Source organism: Streptomyces sp. NBC_01116, assembly GCF_041435495.1.
In the GTDB taxonomy this organism is placed as follows: Bacteria; Actinomycetota; Actinomycetes; order Streptomycetales; family Streptomycetaceae; genus Streptomyces.
In genome coordinates this window covers 2339030-2357644 of the sequence record NZ_CP108644.1, presented here as the reverse complement: position 1 = coordinate 2357644, position 18615 = coordinate 2339030, and the positions used below count along the sequence as shown (strand labels likewise).

The following is an 18615-nucleotide window of genomic DNA, read 5'->3' as shown; positions in this document are numbered from 1 at the left end:
GCCGCGTCTGCCTCAGACGTGCAGCTCGGGCGGGAAGCCGGTCCAGCGGAGCTCGGCGGGCAGGTGGCCGGTGTCGTTGAACAGGAGGAGGGCCGGGGGGCGGCCGGGCGCGTAACGGATGACGGTCAGCGCGGCGTTGGCGTGGTTGATGCCCAGCCAGCGCCACTCCGGCGCGTCCAGCGCGGCCCGGACGAGCCAGCCGACGAGGAAGTTGTGGGTCACGAGCAGTTCGTGGCGGGGCTCGTCGCCCTCGACCGTTCCGGTGAACCGTGCGAGGGCCTGCCGGGCCAGCCCGGGGCCCTGCTCGCGTTCCGCCGCCGGGAACCCGGCCAGCCGGGCGAGCATCTCGTCGGCCGACTCCGCCGGCAGCTCCTCCCGTCGCGGCAGGTACGGGATGTAGTCGCCGGCGGGTTCGGACCGCAGCAGAGGAACGCCCGCCAGCCGCTCGCCGACCAGCCGCGCCGTCTGCTCGGCTCGCGGGAGCGGGCCGTGGTGGATCGCCGTGATGGGGGACCCGCGGAGCCGCTCCCCGAGCAGGGCGGCCTGGCGGCGGCCGTCGTCGGTCAGCGTGCTCTCGTCGGCGGACGCCTGGCCGTGCCGGGTGAGGTACAGGTAGCGGGCAGCCCTTGCCGTCATGGGCGGGTCCTCCGTCGCGGTTCATGATCGTACGAACGTCTGCGGGGACGCCGGGCCGGGATCGGACGGTTCCGCCGAGGTGGGCGGGGAAGAGGGGCCCGCCCCCCCCGGGATGCGTGGGGGCAGCGGCCGGGGCACCGTGGAGGCATGGCCGAGCACCCGCCCGTGATCGTCTATCCGCCTTCCGCGACCGGAGGGCGGCGGGTCACCGTGCACGGGCAGATCGTGGGCCTGGCGCACGGGCGGGGCGAGGTGGCCGCGCTGCTGCGGGCCGCGGGGTTCGCTCCGGGCCCCGACAAGGTCGTCGAGCTGGACCGGCCGGGGCTGATCGAATGGCGGGGCGGCGACCTCGACACCTGGGAGTGATCCCGTGAAACGTCGTCGAACGGTACGGGAGAGCGCCTCCATCGAACCGCCGCCCGGCTATTACGTCGCCGGGGGAGGGCCGCCCGACGCTACACAGCGCGCGCTGATCCTGGACTGGATCGTCAGCCGGCGCATCGCGAGCGGCTGGCGCGTCGAGTCGCGTTCGGAGAGCCAGGTGGTGCTGGTGCGCGGGCAGCCGGTGAACCACGTGCTGCACGCTTTCCTCACCGTCTTCTCGTGCCTGGCGTGGGGAGTCGTGTGGGCCGGCGTCGCCCTGGTCAACCGCGTCGAGCGGGTGGCGCTCACCGTCGACGCCCAGGGACGCGTCGTCACGGTCAGCGCGCCGTGACGCCTCACCCGAACGGGCGCGTCCGGGTGGCCCTGACCCGAGGCCGGGAGGAGCGTCGGAGCTGATCTGCCCGCACCACCGGGGCAGGTCAGGACAACAGGCGCCCGGCGCCTGTTCCGGCCAAGGAGTCCTCATGTCGCAGTTCAACACGCCCGCACCCGGCGCCTCGCGCCCCGCCGATCCCCGCCCGGGTGGTGACTCCGGCAGCCCGTGGGCGGCCGGGGGAACGGTGTTCGCCGGTGTCCTGCTCTTCGTGGACGGCATCCTCGGCGTGCTGAAGGGCATCGCGGGGATCGCCTCGAACGACGTCTACACGCGGATCAACGACTACGTCTTCAAGTTCAGCGTGACCTCATGGGGCTGGATCCACCTGATCCTCGGCGTGATCCTCATCCTCGTGGGCTGGGGCATCCTCAAGGGCGCCTCCTGGGCCCGCGCCGCGGGTGTCGTTCTCGCCTCCCTGAACCTCATCGCCAACTTCATGTGGCTTCCGTACACCCCGGTCTGGGCCATCGTCACCATCGCGATCGACGTCTTCGTCATCTGGGCCCTGTGCACCGACCGGTCGAACCCGCGCGACCAGCTGCGGAGCAGCTGAGCGACGGGCGGACGGGCGGGCGAACCGGCCTTGTGGCGGGGCGGGCGGCGGCGACGGGTGTGCGTTGTCAGTGGGGCGGTCCACACTGGAGTCATGTGCCGCAGCATCAAGACGCTCCGCCCGCCCGCCCTCCCCGAAGAGGCCACCGAGGAGGACATGCGGGCCGCCGCCCTTCAGTACGTACGCAAGGTCTCCGGGTTCCGCGCGCCCGCCGCGCACAACCGGGAGGTCTTCGACCAGGCCGTCGACGAGATCACCGCAGCCACGATGAAGCTGCTCGACGGCCTGGAGATACGGGGCGCCGCGGCCCGGGGCTGAGGCCCACCGCCCGTACGTCGGCCCCTCCGCAGCATCCGTCCGGTCAGGGGGCGGCCGGCGCGGGCGCCGACACCGGTCCCGGCCCGCCGAGGGACGTCGGCCCACCCGGGGGAGCGGTGCCGGGGGCGGATGCGGGCGCCGGCACGAGCGGGTGCGTCCTGACCTCCGTTGCCGCTGCCGCTGCCGTTTTTTCCGCCTCAGCCTCGGCTTCGACTTCGGCTTCGGTCGTTGTCACCGTCCGGGTCGCCGGGCGCTTCACCACGAACGCGGCCAGCGCGCCCGCCAGGAACAGGGCCAGTACGGAGACGGCCGTGCCGAACCAGGTCGAGCCCAGCCACCGGCCGCCGAAGTAGCCGAGCCCCACGCTGTAACCCGCCCACGCCAGGCCCGCCAGCGCGGACCAGGGAAGGAAGTCCCGCTTCCTGCGGTGGGCGGCGCCCGCGCCGAGGGAGACCACGGAGCGGCCCGCGGGCGCGAACCTGGCGATGATCACCAGTGCACCGCCGCCGCGGCTCAGCGCCGCGCCGAGGCGTTCGTGCGCGGAGGTGAGACGCCGGGAACGCGCGATGGCCCGGTCCAGCCGGTCGCCCCCGCGCCAGGCGAGCCGGTAGGCGACGAGGTCGCCGAGCACCGAGGCGGTGGCCGCACACAGGATCAGCACGACGAGCGAGGGAACCTGCCCGCCGGCGCCGCTGACGGTGGTGCTGCCCGCCGCCGCCGCCGTGGCGGCCGTGATGACGAGAACACCGCTGGGCAGCAGGGGGAGGAAGACGTCCAGGAGAACGGAGAGGGCGACCACCGCGTAGATCCATGGGCTGCTGGTCAGCGCGCCCACACTCTCTAGCACCGTCTACTACTCCCCGATCGTGTCAACGCCGCGACGTCGCAGGGGAGCGGCAGGGGCGGCAGGTTCAGCTGTACAGCGTACGCGTGAGGGGCATGCGGACATCCCCCAGGGCGGGTGATGTTGTGCAGGTCACGCACACCTGGAGGCCTTGTGCCCGTTAGGCGGGGAGAACGACCGGCACGAGCGAGGAGCAGCGCATGACGGCTTGGATGGTACGGACGGGACACGGTCCGGCGCACCCGAATTCGGGGCGGCGCACGGGGGGAGGAGAGGGCGACGCGATGTCGCGGGGCCGGGGACTCGCGCGGGTGCCCGGCGTGCTGGCGGGCACGGCGGCCCTGCTGGCGCTGGCCTGCGGTGTCGGCGTCGCTCACGGTACGGACGGCGGTGCGTCCGAGGGTTCCGGCGGCCACGGCGCGGCGCACGGCGCGCACGGCGCGCACGGGGCTCCTGCGGCGGTGCCCTCGGCGCAGGAGCCGGGCGGGGGTGGAGACCCGAGCCGCGTCGACGGCGTGGCCGCGGCGGGCGGCGGTTCGTGGATGCGGGCGGCGGGGGTGTTCTCCCCGCCCGGCTCCTTCGTCCCGTCCGACGCGCTGACGTACGACACCCGTCTGGTGCCGGCGGGCGCGCGGATCGAGGTCACCGAGTTCGCGGACCCGTCCGGCACCCGGGTCGGGGCCCGGCTGCGGGGGCTCGTGCCCGGCCGTGCGTACGGGATGCACGTGCACACCTCGCCCTGCGGCGCCGATCCCGCCGCCGCCGGGCCCCACTACCAGCACCGTCCGGCGGCGACCGCCGACCCGGTCAACGAGGTGTGGCTGGACTTCCGGACGGACGAGGAGGGCGACGGGCGTGCGGAGGCCCTGCACGGCCGGGGCTTCCGGGAGGGCGGGGCGCGGTCGGTGATCATCCACGACCGGCAGGGCGGTGCGGGTGAGCGGGCGGCCTGCTTCACGGTGCCGTTCGGGCCCCGCGGGCAGGGCTGACGGGGGCTCCGCACCTCCGGGCCGACGACGCGGCGTACGGCGGTGTCCCGCTCCTCCGTATCACCGGAGGTCGGGGCACCGCCGTACGTCCCCGCCGCTCCGTGCGAGGAAGCCGCGGGTCAACGGCGAGCCGGCCGGGCGGTGCCGCGGGGCGGTGGTCAGACCGAGACGGCCGGGGCCTTCTCGCGCCGGGGCGTGCCCTCGCCGTTGGCCGCCGTGTTCCGGGAACCGAAGAAGCGGTCCAGAGCGACGGCGCCCGGTCCGGTGAAGACCAGCAGCAGGAACGCCCAGCAGAACATCGCCGAGGCCTCGCCGTTGTTCTGGAGCGGCAGGAACGCCTCGGGCTGGTGGACCTTGAAGTACGCGTAGGCCATCGACCCCGAGGCGAGGAAGGCCGCGGCACGGGTGCCCAGGCCCAGGGCGACCAGGCCCCCGCAGACCAGTTGGATCAGAGCGGCGTACCAGCCGGGCCAGGCGCCCGTCTCCGCCTCGTTGCCGCCGAGCACTCCGAAGAGCGTGGCGGCGCCGTGGAAGGCGAAGAGCAGGCCGACGACGAAGCGGAAGAGGCTGAGAACGTAGGGCTGGGCCTGGTTCAAGCGGATGAGCATGGGGGGTGTGCTCCTTCGGTCGTGGTGGGGACGTGAACCGATTGAGCGCCACAGGTTAGGGAAACCTCACCAGTGCTTGCAAGTTCAACATTTGGTCGAGTGGCTGAAAATCGCCTCATTCTCAGGGGTGAGTGAACGCTCAAGAACCGCTTCGAGCTGGGCTCCCTGCTTGCTCGCTCTGGCCTGGACCAATGTCAGCGCAGACTTCCGGCCACGCAGCGAGAGCGTCATGAGCTGGTTGCCGAACCAGGGGCCGCCCGCCTTGTGCCAGGTCACCGGTGACGGTCCCGTGCGGCCGTGGCGGCTCAGCAGTCGGCCGATCCGTCGGCCCGCCCGACTCCAGCCGAAACGGAAACCCGTCCGGATCGACCGGGGGATCGAGTTGTGCACGGGAGAGCAGGTCAGCTGGAGAATGCGGGAGGCGGGGGCGCCCCCGGCCCCGGGACCGGAACCCGTCCCGGGGGCGGAGCCCGGTCCGGGATCGGACTTCGGCCACCGTGGCTCGGCGATGTACGCGTGGTGCACATCGCCCGAGAGGACGCAAACCGTCGCCGGGGCGTCGGGGCCGCTCCCCACCTCCCGCAGCAGCTCCGTGAACCGGTCGAAGGACTCCGGGAAGGCGGCCCAATGCTCCAGGTCGGACGCGCGGCGCAGCTTCTCGCCGAAGCGGGCCCAGCGTTGCCCGCGTACGCCCGCGCACAGGGCGGCGTTCCAGCGCTCCGCGTCGTGGACGAGCGGAGGCAGCAGCCACGGCAGGGAGCTGCCGATGAGGAGATGATCGTATGAAGAAGGGTCGTCCAGGACCGCGTCGCGCAGCCAGACGGCCTCCTCGGTGTCGAGCATCGCCCGCTGGTCCTCGGCCAGGATGCGGGCCGCGCGGGTGTCGACCATCACCAGCCGTACTCGGCCGAAAACACGCCGGTAGCTCCACCGGGTGCGGGCGGGATCCGCGTCGGTCCCGGCGGCGAAGCGGCGCAGCGCCCCGGTGCCGTCGGGCGAGGCTCTGACCGCCGCGTACACGGGGTCGGCGGCCAGCTCGGCGGGGGAGAGATTGCCCAGGTGCTGGTGGACCCAGTACGACATCAGCCCGCTGACGATCCGCTCGTGCCACCAGGGCGTGGCGCGCATCTCACGCTGCCAGGCGGCGCTGGTGTTCCAGTCGTCGATCACGTCGTGATCGTCGAAGATCATGCAACTGGGGACCGTGGACAGCAGCCATCGGACCTCCGGATCGCGCCACGACTCGTCGTAGAGGTAGGTGTACTCCTCGTAGTCCGCGATCTCCGTGCCCGGCGGCTCGTCCAGGTCCCGGCGGGCGGCGAGTCTGCGCCGGGTCGCCGCGGAGGTCTCGTCCGCGTACACCTGGTCGCCGAGGAGCAGCAGGACGTCGGGCCGCTCGGCCGCCGGATCCGCGGCGAGGTGCGCGGCCAGGGTCACCAGGGCGTCCGGGCCCACGGGGTCGTGCCCGCCGCCGGGGGCGGCCGCCCACCGGCACGACCCGAACGAGACGCGCACCCCGTCCGGGTCCGCCCCGGCATCGTCCGGCTCCGCCCCGGCGCCCTCCGGCGCGCCCTGCGGTGCCGCCGCCGACGGCGTGGTGATGGTGCTCGGCGGGAGGCGGGTGTCGTCGGGCGGCCAGACGCGCCGGGACCCGATCAGCACCTCGTACGCCGTGGTGGAGCCGGGGGTCAGCCCCGTCACGACGACCAGGGCGTAGTGGTGCCCGGCCACCGAGAAGGTGGGCGACGCCCCCGAGGCGCCGTCCGCGCACCGGACCTCCACGGTGCACGGACGGCTCGCCTCGACCCAGACGGTCGCGGTGGTCCCGGACTCCCAGTCGACGTACCGCAGCAGTGGTCCCAGGCGCAGCCCGGCCATGTGATATCTCCTCGCGACGCCGTCACGGATGGGGTCCGTAACGTACAGAACGCGGGAGGAGTGTGCACGGGTTCCGGTGGGCCGGGTGCCGTGCGGACGGACGGGTCAGGGGGTCGGCCGGCGGCCGGGGGTGGCGGTCAGCAGCCGTTCAGGGCGGACTGGAGGGCGCTCTTCTCGGCGGAGTCCACGGTCAGGTTGTACTGCTTCTTGACGTGGACCCAGGCGCGGACATAGGTGCACTTGTACGAGGAACTCGGCGGCATCCACTCGGCCGGGTCCTTGTCGCCCTTGGCCTGGTTCACGTTGTCGGTGACCGCGATGAGCTGGGGGCGCGTCAGGTCGTTGGCGAACGACTGGCGCTGGGCGGTGGTCCAGCTGCTCGCGCCGGAGCGCCAGGCCTCGGCGAGCGGGACCATGTGGTCGATGTCCACATCGGAGGCGGCGCTCCAGGTGGCGCCGTCGTAGGGCGAGTACCAACTGCCGCTGACCGCGGCGCAGGAGGAGTCCTGCTGGACGTTCGTGCCGTCGCGCTTGAGGACGACCTCGCGGGTGTTGCAGGCTCCCGACTGGGTGATCCAGTGCGGGAACTTGTCGCGGCTGTAGCCGCTGGACGAGCCCTCCGCGCCGACCGAGAGCTGGCCGAGGTAGGTGCGTGCGGTCGCCGCGCTGACCGGGGTGGGCATGGCGGCCTGCGCGCTCGGGGCGGTGAACAGGGTGGACGTGGCGGCGAGCGCGGCGGTTGCGGCGACGACGGAGAGGCGACGCGCGTAGACACCGGACATGCGAACTCCCTTGATGTGGGGGGTGCTTGGGCGGGCGTGAGGAGGCCCGCCCATCGTGGCGACGCCAGGTTTCCGTGGGGTGGGCGTCAGGTAACAGAGTGGCGACATGTGCACGTCACATCAAGGGGTGTGCAAGGGGAGTGACGGATCGCGGGAGCGCGCGGAACCGTCACGGGTGGTTTGTCCGGGTGGTGTTGGGCGTCGTTCGGTGGCCCGGGGGCGCTCGCGTTCCTGGGCGCGCCCCCGGGGGGTGGCCCTGGGGCGTCCTATCGTTGCCGCGTGCTGCTACCGGTCTCCCTCACCCTCGGCGTCGTCCTCGCGGTCCTGCTGGTCCTCGCCGCCGCCGTCGCCGCGTGGGCCTCGCTGGGCCGGTCGCGCGAGATCCTCGTCGCCGGAGTGCGGGCGGCGGTCCAACTCGCCGCCGTCTCCCTGCTCATCGGCTGGGTGGTCCGCTCCCTGGCGCCGCTCCTCGGCTTCGTGGCGCTGATGTTCGCCGTGGCCGTGTGGACCGCTGGGCGCCGGGTCACCGGCAATCGCACCTGGCGCTGGGCGGCGGTGCCGATCGGGGCGGGCGTGCTGCCCGTGGTGGGGGCGCTGCTGCTCACGGGGCTCGTGCCGGTCCGGGGCCTGGCGCTCATTCCGGTGGCGGGCATCCTCATCGGCGGGGCGCTCACCGCGACCGTGCTCGGCGGGCGGCGCGCCTTGGACGAACTGGCCGGCCGGCGCGGAGAGGTGGAGGCGGGCATGGCCCTCGGGCTGCTCGACCGGGACGCCCGGCTGGAGATCGTCCGGCCGGCGGCGTCGGACGCGTTGCTGCCCGGGCTCGATCAGACCAGGACGGTCGGGCTCGTCACCTTGCCGGGGGCGTTCGTGGGCATGCTGCTGGGCGGCGCCTCACCCGTGGAGGCGGGCGCCGTGCAGCTGTTCGTCCTGGTGGCGCTGATGGCGGTCCAGGTGGTCGCCGTCGCCACGGTCCTGGAGCTGGTCGCGCGCGGGCTGATGCACCGGGACTGAGCCCCGGGACTGAGCCCCGGGGGTGCCCTGTCCGGCCCAGGGGGTGCGGCCCGGGAGGTGCGGCCCGGGAGGTCCGGCCCGGGAGGTCCGGGCGGTCCGGCCCGGGAGGTCCGGCTCAGGCGGCCTCGGTGATGTGCAGGCGGATCGAGCCGTCCCCGGCCGCCTCCACGCGCACCTGCGTCAGATCGTCGACATGGGCGTCCGGTGCGAGGGCCGCCGCGCGCGGGCCGACGCCCACGACGCGCATGCCCGCCGCCCGGCCCGCCGCGATGCCCGCCTCGGAGTCCTCGAACACGATGCAGTCCGCCGCGCCGAAGCCCAGCTCCGCCGCGCCCTTGAGGAAGCCCTCGGGGTCCGGCTTGCTGGCGCCGACCTGCTCGGCGGTGACGCGGACGGCGGGCATCGGCAGCGCGGCCGCGGCCATCCGGGCCGTCGCGAGCGCGGTGTCGGCGGAGGTCACCAGGGCGTGCGGCAACTCGGCGATCGCGGCCATGAACGCGGGTGCCCCGCCGATCGGCACGACGCCCTCGACGTCGGCGGTCTCCTCGGCGAGCATCACCCGGTTGTCCGCGTGGTTCTCCTCCATCGGGCGGTCCGGGAGCAGGACGGCCATCGTGGCGTACCCCTGACGGCCGTGGACCACCTTGAGCGCTGCCTCGGGGTCCAGCCCGTGCTCGATCGCCCAGCGCCGCCAGCAGCGCTCCACCACCGCGTCGGAGTTCACGAGGGTGCCGTCCATGTCCAGCAGGAGGGCGTGTGCGGTGAGGACGGTGGGAGGCATCGGCTGCTCCAGGACGCGGGGAGGTGTGCGAACAGCCCGGGTGCGCGTGCCGCGGGGCATGGCGTACACGGGCTGTGAAGGGTGCGCGGTACGAGGGTGCGGTACCGCGTGCGGTGAACAGAGCAACCCCCGCCCGCCGGTCAGGGAGTGCGGGCGGGAGCTACTTTGTTCCATCACGATACAAAAACCGGAGCCGGAACGCCAATCCCTCCGCCGGGCGGAAGGGCTGCCGGGCTCAGTGGCGTCCGCGTCCGTTCGTCTCCGCCTCCAGCACGCCCCGGGTGTTCGGCCCGTACACGCCCACCGGATCGCCGTCGATGTCCTGGTAGGACTGGTAGATCACCACGGCGCTCCTCACCTGGTCGTTGTAGTTCCCGTCGGACGGCCCCGCGTAGAGCCACACCTCCTTGAGCCTGTTCTGCAACTCGGTGACCTCCGGGCCGCGGTCGCCGGGGCGCAGCGAGGCGCCGGTCAGCCCCGGAGGTGCGTCGGTGGGCTGCGTGGCCGGAGGGGCGCCGTCGGTCGCGGTGGGCGACGCGCTCGCCTTCGGCGACGCGGACGCGCTGGTGGTCGGGGAGGGCTCCCGGCTCCTCGTCGGCGAGGCGGACGGGGACGTCGATGCGGACGGTGTGGCCGAGGGGGACCGCGTAGCGGGCGGAGCGGTCGACGCGGAGGGCGACGGGGCCACCGACGCGGCCGGTTCCTCCTCGGTGTCCGGGACGCTCGTGGTCGCCTCCGGCAGCGCCTCGTCCGTGCCGTCGTCGCCGCCGAACAGCCCGCCGGCGAAGGCCGCCGTGCCGACCACCGCGGCCACGGCCGCCCCCACGGCGAGCGCCCCGAAGGGGCGCCTGCGGCGCGGTCGCACGGGGTCGGAGCCGAAGGCGGGGCCCGCGCCCGGCGTGCGTCTGCGGCTTCCGTCCGGCGGCGCGGGGTACGCGGCGCCGCCGGGGCTGCCGGTGTCGCCAGGGCCGCCGAGGCCGCCCGTGCCCATGCCTGCGCCCGCGCCTGCGCCCGCACCCACGCCCGTACTCATGTCCGGGTCCGGGCCGCCGCCCGCCAGGAACAGCGGCATCGTGGCCGCCGCCGCACCCGGGTCGATCGCAGGCTCCCCGGTCCCAGTAGCGCCCGCGGCGCCCGCGGCGCCCGCAGCGCCAGCAGTCCCCGCGGTGCCGGGGCCCGGCGGGCCGGTCCCGGTCGCCGCGCTCTCCCACGTACCGGACCCGGAACGGGGCCCCCCGTCCCAGCCCCCGTCCCCGGCCGGTCCTGCGTGGTCCGTCAGCGTCACGTACGGCCGGATGCGCAGCGGGTCGAAGTCCTCGGCCGCGGCGATCTCCGCCGTACGGGCGGCGCGCTGTTCGTCCTCCGTGAGCTGCGCCGTCGGTGCGCCGACGGCGCAGCGGCACGGCGTCCGGTGCTCCGTGCCGGGCTCCCCGGCCTTCCGTCTCCCGCACTCCGGGCAGGCGTGTCCGGTCATCGTGGGTCCCCTCCCTTGAACTGCCTGCGATTATGCAGCCCGCTCCGGGGAAGCCCAACGGCCTGCTGGGGCTCGGCCCGTCCCCGGCAGGCCATATCGGGGTGAAACGGCCAGGATGGGGGTGTAGTGGATCAGGTGGTCAGTTGATTCAGCGGATCGAGGAGACGCCCGTGGCCCAGCAGCTGAGCCCGTCACCCCCGGCGCCCGGTGAGGGACAGTCCCACCGGAGCGTCCTGGTGGCGATCGGAGCGCTGCTCCTGGGCATGCTGCTCGCGGCACTCGATCAGACCATCGTCTCCACGGCGCTCCCGACGATCGTCAGTGAGCTCGGCGGTCTCGACCACCTGTCCTGGGTGGTGACCGCCTACCTGCTGGCGGCCACCGCGGCGACCCCGCTGTGGGGCAAGCTCGGCGACCAGTACGGCCGCAAGAAGCTCTTCCAGACCGCGATCGTGATCTTCCTGATCGGCTCCGCGCTCTGCGGCGTCGCCCAGAACATGCCCCAGCTGATCGGCTTCCGCGCCCTCCAGGGACTCGGCGGCGGCGGTCTCATGGTGCTGTCGATGGCGATCGTCGGCGACCTCGTCACCCCGCGCGAACGCGGCAAGTACCAGGGGCTCTTCGGCGCGGTCTTCGGCGTGACGAGTGTCCTCGGGCCGCTCCTCGGCGGCTTCTTCACCGAACACCTCAGCTGGCGCTGGGTCTTCTACATCAACCTGCCGATCGGCGTCGTCGCGCTGGTCGTCATCGCGGCCGTCCTGCACATCCCGGTCCGCCGCGAGAAGCACACCATCGACTACCTCGGCACCTTCCTCATCGCGGCCGTCGCCACCGCCCTGGTGCTCGTCGCCTCCCTCGGCGGTACGACCTGGGCGTGGAGCTCCCCGCAGATCATCGGTCTCGCGGTGCTCGCCGTCGTGCTGCTCGTGGTCTTCGTCGCCGTCGAGCGGCGCGCGGTCGAGCCCGTACTGCCGCTGAAACTGTTCCGGATCAGGACCTTCAGCCTCGTCGCCGTGATCAGCTTCGTCATCGGCTTCGCCATGTTCGGCGCGATGACCTACCTGCCGACCTTCCTCCAGGTGGTCCACGACATCACCCCGACGATGTCCGGCGTGCACATGCTGCCGATGGTGATCGGCCTGCTGATCACCTCGACCGGCTCCGGCCAGGTCGTCAGCCGCACCGGCCGCTGGAAGGTCTTCCCCATCACGGGCACGGCCATCACGGCCGTCGGGCTGCTGCTGCTCCACCAGCTCGACGAGAACAGCTCCACCTGGCTCATGAGCGCCTTCTTCTTCGTCTTCGGCGCCGGTCTCGGCCTGGTGATGCAGGTCCTCGTCCTGGTCGCCCAGAACTCCGTCTCCTACCGGGACCTCGGTGTCGCCACCTCCGGCGTGACGTTCTTCCGGTCCATCGGCTCCGCGTTCGGCGTGGCCATCTTCGGGACCATCTTCGCCAACCGGCTGACCGGGCAGCTCACGGACGCGCTCGCCGGACAGTCGCTGCCGCCGGGCGTCGACGCGGGGCGGCTGGCCGCCGACCCCCGGGCCATCGGGCAGCTCCCGGCCGACCTGCGGCCCTCCGTCCTCGGCGCCTACTCCACGTCCATCACGGACGTCTTCCTGTACGCCGTCCCGGTGGTCCTCCTGGCCTTCGTCCTCGCCTGGTTCCTCCGCGAGGACAGGCTCCGGGGCTCGGTCACCGCCCCCGACACCAGCCAGACCCTCGCCTCCAACCCCGTCGAGCGCTCCTCGTACGACGAGTGCGCCCGCGCACTGTCGGTGCTGGCCACCCGGGAGGGCCGCCGTGAGATCTACGAGGAGATCACCGCGCGGGCGGGGTACGACCTGCTGCCCGCCGCCAGCTGGCTGCTCCTGCGGATCAAGCGGCACGGCACCGTCGAACCCGCCCGGCTCGCCGAGACGGCGCCCGTACCGCTGCACGTGATCACCGATGCGGCCCGGCAGGTCGAGGAACGCGGACTGGCCCGCCGGGAGGGCCTGCAGATGATCCTCACCGACAGCGGGGCCGAGGCCGTCGTGCGGCTCTCGCAGGCGCGTGAGGACTCCCTCGCGGAACTCCTCGGCGACTGGTGGGGTCCCGAGCGCCCCACCGACCTGATCAGGCTCGTCAGCGAACTGACCGCCGAGGTCAGCGGCTCGACCAGGGAGCGGCCCCCCTATCCGAAGCCTCCTCGCGACCACGAGGCCCACCTGCGCCAGGACGAGCGCGAGGCCCACCGGCGGAGCCTCGACGGCTACGACGATCACGGCCGGAGTCCCGGCGATCACGGACGGAGCCCCGACGATCGCGACGATCACGGCCGGCGCCACCCGCCGGCCTGAGCGCCTGCCTGAGCATCCGCCTGAGCGCCCGGAGACCGGTCCGGGGCGCCGCCCGACAGGCCGGACGCCGCGTCACAGCTCCTTGGCGAACCAGTGCTCCGCGTACTGGCGCCGGTGGAACGCCGGCACCTCCCGGTACCCGTGCTTCGTGTACAGCCCGCGCGCCTCGACCAGGTCGCCGCGGGTGTCCAGCCGCAGCAGCCGTACGCCGTACGCCCTCGCCGCCTCCTCCACCGCGGCCAGCAGCAGCCCGCCACCGCCCGTGCCCCGGAACGCGGGGCGCACGTACACCCGCGTCAGCTCCGCCGTGCCCGGACCGGCGGCCTCCGTCAGTAGCAGCCCGGCGCAGCTCGCCGCCTTGCTCCCGTACCGGCCGACGACGAACTGCCCGGTCGGCGGTACGAGCAGGTCGGCGCCGTCGTCGTCGAGCCCGTCGTCGATCTCCGCGGTGGTGGCGGGCCGCTGCCAGTACCGGCTCGCCACCTCGTCGTAGTAGTCGCGGCGCAGGGCGCTCGCGTCGGGGGAGTCGAATCGTTCGGCGGCCACGGTCCAGGTCATGTGGGGCATTCTTGCTGCCGCACGGCCGGGAGGCGAAGCAATTTATGTGTAGGGGGCAGTAGTGACTGATGTGTCCGCGACCGCGACCGACGCCGCGACCGGTGTGACCGCGACCGATGCCGCTACCGAGGTGACCGCGACCGACGCAGCGACCGCGACCGGAGCCGTCCAGCGCCTCGCCGCGCGCTGGATACGGGACGGCATGGCCGCAGGAGAGGGCCCGGACGGGACGGGGAGGGGCGCCGACTTCGTGTGCTCGCCCGCCGGGCTCTGGCTCGCCCTGGCCGCCGTGGCCGCCGGTGCGCGCGGCGCGACCGCCGCCGAGCTGAGGGCCCTCCTGGGCACCGCGGACCGGGAGGCCGCGCCGGCCGTCACGGAGGTGGCCCGCACGCTGGCCGGGACCGGGGCGCTGGGCGTGGCCACCCGGGTCTGGAGCCGGGTACCCGTCCTCCCCGCGTACCAGGAGGCGCTTCCGGACGTCCGCTTCGACCCGATGGACCCGGCGGCCGTCGACGCCTGGGTCCGCGAGGCCACCGGAGGGCTGATCGAACGGCTGCCGTCGGCGATCACCGACGCGACCCTGCTCGCCCTGGTCAACGTCCTGGCGCTGAAGGCCCGCTGGGAGGATCCGTTCGAGGGCGTGCGGACGCGGAACCTGCTGTTCACCGACGCGGCCGGGGCGGTCGGCCCGGTGCCGACCATGATCAAGGACGTGCCGCCGGCCGACGTCCGGACGGTGGACGGCACGTACGTCGTCGAGCTGCGTTGTGCCAGGGAACCCGGCGGCCTGCCCGGGGCCCGGGTCCGCCTCGTCCTGGGAGAGCCGGGGGCCGGGGCCGGCCGGGTGCTGCCCGTGGGATGGGCGCCCCGGGGCGCGGGAGCCCTGCTGGACGCCGACCGGGTGACCATCGGGCTGCCACGCCTCGGCCTGCGGACCCGGGTGCCCGTCACCGATCACCTGCCCGCCCTCGGCGTACGGCTGGCCACCTCCGACGCCGCCGACTTCTCCGGCCTTTCGCCGGAACGCCTCGCCGTCTCCGCCGTGGTCCAGGAGGCCGTGCTGAAGATCGTCGAGGAGGGCGTGGAGGCCGCGGCCGTGACGGTGGTCCCGATGCGTCCGGGCGCCGCACCCCGGCAGGAGCGGGCGCGCCACATCGCCTTCAACCGTCCCTTCGGCGTCGTCGTGCTGGCCGGGTCCGAGGACACCCCGCTGTTCACCGCCTGGCAGGCGGAGGCTCCGGTCGCCCCGATCGCCTGAGGCCTGCCGGCGGTCCCCGTCATCCCCACGGACGACTACTTCCGGACCGAAGCAGGATGACAGTCAGGCAAAGAGGGGGTTGATTGTGTCTACCTCGTAGGGCAATGCGAGGCTTCATCCGGCATGGCCCCACTCGAAGGGGAGATGCATGGAACGGTGGGAGGGTCGGCGCAGCGTGGTGAATGCGGATCACAGTGTGCGCGGTGGCGCGGCGACGGACACGGGGGGAGGGGCCGGGCTGACCAGGGCCCTGCTCTGGCTGGTCGTGGCCGTGCTTGCGGTACGGCAGGTGGCGGTGGTGCTCCGGCAGCCACCGGGAGAGCGGCTCCTCGATCTGGAGACCTGGATCGGGGAGAACGGTGTCCTGCACGTGACGGGCTCGCTGTACGACAGCGGTCGGTTCACCGGCACTCCCTTCGCCGGGCTGGTGCTGAAACCTCTCACCGCTTCGGCCCAACAGGCCCTGGGCGTCGCGTGGACGTTCGGGTCCCTGCTGCTCGTCGTCGCCCTCGGCCTCGTCGCGGCGCGGGCCCTGCCCGCACCGGTGGGCCGCCGGACGGCGCTGCTCGCCGCCCCCGTCGCGATCAGCCTGCTCATGCTGTCGCTGCCGGTGCGCAACGCCCTGCACCTGGGTCAGACCAGCATCCTGCCCGTCCTGCTGGTGCTCCTGGCCTGGTTCGTCGTCCGGGAACACCGTGCGGCGGGCGTTCTCGTCGGCCTCGCCGCCGCCTTCCAGCCGGTGCTGCTGCTCTTCGCCGCCCTGCTCTGGCTGACCGGCAGGCGGCAGGCGTCGGTGAGCGCGGGCGTGACCTTCGCCCTCGCCACGGCCGCCGCCTGGGCTGCGGCGCCGAAGGACTCGTGGACGTACTGGGTGCACCATCTCGCGGGCGCGGGGCTGGGGGAGCGGCCGGACAGCCTCGCCAACCAGTCCCTGCACGGGGCGCTGCTCAGGCTCGGCCTCGAAGGTCCCGTGGAGATCGCCCTGTTCCTGGTGCTCTCCGCCGCCGTCGTGGTCGTCGGACTGCGGCGCGCGGTGCGGTACGCGCAGGACGGACAGGTGCTCCTCGCCGTGGCCGTGACCGGCTGCGTCGTGGTCGCCGTCTCGCCGACCGCCTGGCAGCACCAACTGCTGTGGGTGCTCCTCGCGGTCGTCGGCAAGGTCGGCAAGCGGGCCTCCGACCGGCTGGTCTGGCCGTCCGTGGTGCTGCTGGTCGTCATCCTGCCGGGCACGATGCTGCTGCCGAACATCGAGGCGCTCTTCCCGGTCCGCGACAACGTGCTGCTCCTCGTGGCGCTCGGCGCGGCCTGCCTCGCCCCGTTCGTGCCCCGCACCTCGCCGTACTGGCAGCACCCCGTCCCCACCGACTACGCGAAACCGGTCGCGGCGCGCTGGAGACGCGTGCCGCTCCTGCCGTTCTGGCGCCGGGTCCTCACCCGCCCCAACCTGCTGCTGGAACTCCTGCTCATCAGGGTCGTCTACGACGCCTACGCCCAGGTCCGCCTCGCCGCCAGGGCGGGCCGCCCGCTCGCCGAGGAGCACGGCCGGCAGATCCACGCCATCGAGCAGTGGCTGCACATCGACATCGAGCACTGGGTCAACCACACGGTCGTGCAGATCACCTGGCTGCGTGAGTTCTTCGACTACTACTACTCCACGTTCCACTTCATCGTCCCGCTGACGATCCTCGGCGTCCTGTACGCGCGCCGCCCCGCCGACTACCGCTGGGTCCGCTCGTCCATCGGCTTCGCCACCCTGCTCGCCCTCGTCGGCTTCTGGCTCTACCCCCTGGCCCCGCCCCGGCTCATGCCCGGCCTCGGCTTCATCGACACCGTCCACGGGGTGCAGGACTTCGCGAAGCCCGACTACGGGACGCTGACCACCGTCACCAACCAGTACGCGGCGATGCCGTCGCTGCACTTCGGCTGGTCGCTGTGGTGCGGTGTGGTGATCGTGATGCTGGCTCCGAAGCTGTGGATGAAGGCGCTCGGCCTGCTGCACCCGCTCTTCACGATCGCCGCGATCGTGGCCACCGCCAACCACTGGGTGCTCGACGCGGCCGGCGGCGCGCTCGTCGTGGCGATGGGCTTCGGGCTGACATATCTGCTGTCGGGGCCGCGGCAGCTCCTGACCGACGGGGAGGGGGCGGGGGAGCCCGCGCGGACGACGTCGCAGCCCGCCCACTCCGACCCTGAATCCGACCCCGGCCCTGAATCCGAATCCGAATCCGACCCCGGCCCCCGGCCCGGCTCAGACCCCGACCTCGACCCCGAACCCGCCGTCGTGCCCGAAAAGGTCGGCGGCAAGTAGGCGACACGACACGGAGCAGGCCCGGCCGCGCCGGGCCGAACGCGCCGAAGGGGTGCCGGGACGGCTGGAACCCGTCCCGGCACCCCTTCGGCATGGATCGCCGCGTCCTCCCATGGTCCGCCCGCCGCGCCCGCCGCGCCCGCCGCGCCACCCGGACGGACGGCCGCGGACGGCCCGGGATGGTCCGGGACGGGGCAGGTATCAGGTGGCCGCGTCCGTCGTCACCTGGAGCTGCTTGATCCCGTTCAGCCATGCCGAACGCAGCCGCCGCGGGTCCTCCAGGAGCCGCAGGTCCGGCAGTACGTCGGCGATGGCGTTGAAGATCAGGTCGATCTCCATCACGGCCAGCGACTTGCCCAGGCAGAAGTGCGGGCCGCCGCCCCCGAACCCGAGGTGCGGGTTGGGATCGCGGGTGATGTCGAAGGCCTCGGGGGCGTCGAACACCTCGGGGTCGTTGTTGGCCGAGGAGTAGAACAGCCCCACCCGCTCGCCCTTCCTGATCCGCTGACCGCCCAGCTCCAGGTCCTGGGTGGCGGTCCGCTGGAACGAGACGACCGGGGTCGCCCAGCGCACGATCTCCTCGGCGGTGGTCTGCGGGCGCTCCCGTTTGTAGAGCTCCCACTGTTCGGGGTGGGTGAGGAAGGCGTGCATGCCGTGGCTGATCGCGTTACGGGTGGTCTCGTTCCCGGCCACCGCGAGCAGGATCACGAAGAACCCGAACTCGTCCGACGACAGGTTCCCCTGGCCCTCCGCCGCGACGAGTTGGCTCACGATGTCCTCGGCCGGGCACTCCTTGCGGGCCGCCGCCAGGTTCATCGAGTACGCCACGATCTCCATCGCCGCCTCGGCGCCGACCTCCTCGGTGATCGCGTACTCCGGATCGTCGTACGCGGCCATCTTGTTGGACCAGTCGAAGATCTTGGAGCGGTCCTCCTGCGGTACGCCGATGAGCTCCGCGATGGCCTGGAGCGGGAGCTCCACCGCGATGTTGGTCACGAAGTCGAAGGAGCCGTCGGCGTCGGCGGACGCCAGGGCGGTCTCGACGATGGAGCGGGCCCTGGAGCGCAGAGCCGTCTCCAGGGAGCGCACCGCGCGCGGGGTGAAGCCGCGCTGGACGATCTGGCGGACCCGGGTGTGCTCCGGCGGATCCATGTTCAGCATGATCAGCTTCTGGACGTCGATCTGGTCGCGGCTGATCGTCTCGTTGAAGCGGATGACGGCGGTGTTGGTGTTCGAGGAGAACAACTCGGGGTGCGTGGAGACGTATTTGACGTCCGCGTGACGCGTGACGGCCCAGTAGCCCTCGTCGCCGAACCCGGAGATGTTGTGGGGCTGGGTGCACCACCAGACCGGCGCGGTCTGCCGCATCAGGGCGAACTCCGGGTGCGGCACGCGGGCCTGGAGGAGGTCGGGATCGGTGAAGTCGAACCCGTCGGGCAGATGGGGGCAGCGCATGGGCACCTCTCCACTCCGGAACAGCCGGCGAACCGGTGGACGGCCGCGACTGTC

General features: G+C 73.1%; 18 protein-coding genes. 9 read left to right on the top strand and 9 right to left on the bottom strand.

Annotated elements, in window-relative coordinates; translation table 11 throughout:
* Positions 1-12: 12 nt before the first annotated feature.
* Positions 13-636 carry a histidine phosphatase family protein gene (locus OG245_RS10240; protein ID WP_371623217.1) on the bottom strand — a complete coding sequence of 208 codons (624 nt, stop codon included), beginning with the start codon at positions 634-636 and terminating at the stop codon, positions 13-15.
* Positions 637-783: 147 nt separating this feature from the next.
* Here OG245_RS10240 and OG245_RS10235 point away from each other — a divergent pair, with 147 nt between their 5' ends.
* The 4 genes from OG245_RS10235 to OG245_RS10220 all read left to right on the top strand — a co-directional run bounded on the left by OG245_RS10235 (position 784) and on the right by OG245_RS10220 (position 2267).
* Positions 784-1002, top strand: a complete 219-nt coding sequence (locus OG245_RS10235) for a hypothetical protein (protein WP_007459297.1) — start codon at positions 784-786, stop codon at positions 1000-1002.
* 4 nt (positions 1003-1006) lie between these two features.
* On the top strand, positions 1007-1351 hold the full coding sequence (locus OG245_RS10230) for a hypothetical protein (protein WP_371623216.1): 345 nt from the start codon (positions 1007-1009) through the stop codon (positions 1349-1351).
* Between the two features lie 133 nt (positions 1352-1484).
* Positions 1485-1949, top strand: a complete 465-nt coding sequence (locus OG245_RS10225) for a hypothetical protein (protein ID WP_371623215.1) — start codon at positions 1485-1487, stop codon at positions 1947-1949.
* 93 nt (positions 1950-2042) lie between these two features.
* Positions 2043-2267, top strand: a complete 225-nt coding sequence (locus tag OG245_RS10220) for a DUF2277 domain-containing protein (protein ID WP_371623214.1) — start codon at positions 2043-2045, stop codon at positions 2265-2267.
* A 43-nt stretch (positions 2268-2310) separates the two neighbouring features.
* On the opposite strand, the gene OG245_RS10215 is transcribed toward OG245_RS10220, so the two are convergent.
* Positions 2311-3114, bottom strand: a complete 804-nt coding sequence (locus OG245_RS10215; protein WP_371623213.1) for a DedA family protein — start codon at positions 3112-3114, stop codon at positions 2311-2313.
* A 197-nt stretch (positions 3115-3311) separates the two neighbouring features.
* Here OG245_RS10215 and OG245_RS10210 point away from each other — a divergent pair, with 197 nt between their 5' ends.
* The gene (locus OG245_RS10210) at positions 3312-4100 is read left to right on the top strand and encodes a superoxide dismutase family protein (RefSeq protein ID WP_371623212.1); all 789 of its coding nucleotides are present in this window, start codon (positions 3312-3314) and stop codon (positions 4098-4100) included.
* A gap of 158 nt (positions 4101-4258) precedes the next feature.
* Here the strand turns inward: OG245_RS10210 and OG245_RS10205 are convergent, their stop codons facing one another.
* The 3 genes from OG245_RS10205 to OG245_RS10195 all read right to left on the bottom strand — a co-directional run bounded on the left by OG245_RS10205 (position 4259) and on the right by OG245_RS10195 (position 7368).
* Entirely contained in the window at positions 4259-4708 is a 450-nt protein-coding gene (locus OG245_RS10205; protein ID WP_371623211.1) for a DoxX family protein, read from the bottom strand.
* A gap of 84 nt (positions 4709-4792) precedes the next feature.
* A complete protein-coding gene (locus tag OG245_RS10200; RefSeq protein ID WP_371623210.1) occupies positions 4793-6586 on the bottom strand; it encodes an alkaline phosphatase D family protein in 1794 nt (597 codons plus the stop codon).
* A gap of 137 nt (positions 6587-6723) precedes the next feature.
* Complete coding sequence (locus tag OG245_RS10195; RefSeq protein ID WP_371623209.1) at positions 6724-7368, bottom strand: HNH endonuclease family protein; 645 nt, start codon at positions 7366-7368, stop codon at positions 6724-6726.
* A gap of 279 nt (positions 7369-7647) precedes the next feature.
* Between OG245_RS10195 and OG245_RS10190 the strand changes: the two genes are divergently transcribed.
* On the top strand, positions 7648-8382 hold the full coding sequence (locus OG245_RS10190) for an ABC transporter permease (RefSeq protein ID WP_371623208.1): 735 nt from the start codon (positions 7648-7650) through the stop codon (positions 8380-8382).
* A gap of 115 nt (positions 8383-8497) precedes the next feature.
* Here the strand turns inward: OG245_RS10190 and OG245_RS10185 are convergent, their stop codons facing one another.
* Together OG245_RS10185 and OG245_RS10180 are read right to left on the bottom strand one after the other, a co-directional pair.
* Positions 8498-9163, bottom strand: a complete 666-nt coding sequence (locus OG245_RS10185) for an HAD-IA family hydrolase (protein WP_371623207.1) — start codon at positions 9161-9163, stop codon at positions 8498-8500.
* A gap of 235 nt (positions 9164-9398) precedes the next feature.
* Complete coding sequence (locus OG245_RS10180) at positions 9399-10637, bottom strand: peptidoglycan-binding protein (protein ID WP_371623206.1); 1239 nt, start codon at positions 10635-10637, stop codon at positions 9399-9401.
* A 170-nt stretch (positions 10638-10807) separates the two neighbouring features.
* Between OG245_RS10180 and OG245_RS10175 the strand changes: the two genes are divergently transcribed.
* Positions 10808-12982, top strand: a complete 2175-nt coding sequence (locus OG245_RS10175) for a DHA2 family efflux MFS transporter permease subunit (protein ID WP_371623205.1) — start codon at positions 10808-10810, stop codon at positions 12980-12982.
* A gap of 72 nt (positions 12983-13054) precedes the next feature.
* On the opposite strand, the gene OG245_RS10170 is transcribed toward OG245_RS10175, so the two are convergent.
* A complete protein-coding gene (locus tag OG245_RS10170) occupies positions 13055-13540 on the bottom strand; it encodes a GNAT family N-acetyltransferase (protein WP_371623204.1) in 486 nt (161 codons plus the stop codon).
* 61 nt (positions 13541-13601) lie between these two features.
* Here OG245_RS10170 and OG245_RS10165 point away from each other — a divergent pair, with 61 nt between their 5' ends.
* Both OG245_RS10165 and OG245_RS10160 read left to right on the top strand, forming a co-directional pair.
* Positions 13602-14798, top strand: coding sequence for a serpin family protein (locus OG245_RS10165; RefSeq protein ID WP_371623203.1), 1197 nt, complete (start codon positions 13602-13604; stop codon positions 14796-14798).
* A 148-nt stretch (positions 14799-14946) separates the two neighbouring features.
* A complete protein-coding gene (locus OG245_RS10160) occupies positions 14947-17106 on the top strand; it encodes a phosphatase PAP2 family protein (RefSeq protein WP_371623202.1) in 2160 nt (719 codons plus the stop codon).
* A 201-nt stretch (positions 17107-17307) separates the two neighbouring features.
* Here OG245_RS10160 and OG245_RS10155 read toward each other — a convergent pair whose 3' ends face one another.
* Positions 17308-18561 (bottom strand): cytochrome P450, encoded by a 1254-nt coding sequence (locus tag OG245_RS10155; protein ID WP_371623201.1) that lies wholly within the window; start codon positions 18559-18561, stop codon positions 17308-17310.
* Positions 18562-18615: the final 54 nt, after the last annotated feature.

Coding starts and splice junctions, on each gene's coding strand:
- OG245_RS10240 (WP_371623217.1), bottom strand. CDS start 636: ATGACGGCAAGGGCTGCCCGCTACCTGTACCTCACCCGGCACGGCCAG.
- OG245_RS10235 (WP_007459297.1), top strand. CDS start 784: ATGGCCGAGCACCCGCCCGTGATCGTCTATCCGCCTTCCGCGACCGGA.
- OG245_RS10225 (WP_371623215.1), top strand. CDS start 1,485: ATGTCGCAGTTCAACACGCCCGCACCCGGCGCCTCGCGCCCCGCCGAT.
- OG245_RS10220 (WP_371623214.1), top strand. CDS start 2,043: ATGTGCCGCAGCATCAAGACGCTCCGCCCGCCCGCCCTCCCCGAAGAG.
- OG245_RS10210 (WP_371623212.1), top strand. CDS start 3,312: ATGACGGCTTGGATGGTACGGACGGGACACGGTCCGGCGCACCCGAAT.
- OG245_RS10205 (WP_371623211.1), bottom strand. CDS start 4,708: ATGCTCATCCGCTTGAACCAGGCCCAGCCCTACGTTCTCAGCCTCTTC.
- OG245_RS10200 (WP_371623210.1), bottom strand. CDS start 6,586: ATGGCCGGGCTGCGCCTGGGACCACTGCTGCGGTACGTCGACTGGGAG.
- OG245_RS10195 (WP_371623209.1), bottom strand. CDS start 7,368: ATGTCCGGTGTCTACGCGCGTCGCCTCTCCGTCGTCGCCGCAACCGCC.
- OG245_RS10185 (WP_371623207.1), bottom strand. CDS start 9,163: ATGCCTCCCACCGTCCTCACCGCACACGCCCTCCTGCTGGACATGGAC.
- OG245_RS10180 (WP_371623206.1), bottom strand. CDS start 10,637: ATGACCGGACACGCCTGCCCGGAGTGCGGGAGACGGAAGGCCGGGGAG.
- OG245_RS10170 (WP_371623204.1), bottom strand. CDS start 13,540: ATGACCTGGACCGTGGCCGCCGAACGATTCGACTCCCCCGACGCGAGC.
- OG245_RS10160 (WP_371623202.1), top strand. CDS start 14,947: ATGGAACGGTGGGAGGGTCGGCGCAGCGTGGTGAATGCGGATCACAGT.
- OG245_RS10155 (WP_371623201.1), bottom strand. CDS start 18,561: ATGCGCTGCCCCCATCTGCCCGACGGGTTCGACTTCACCGATCCCGAC.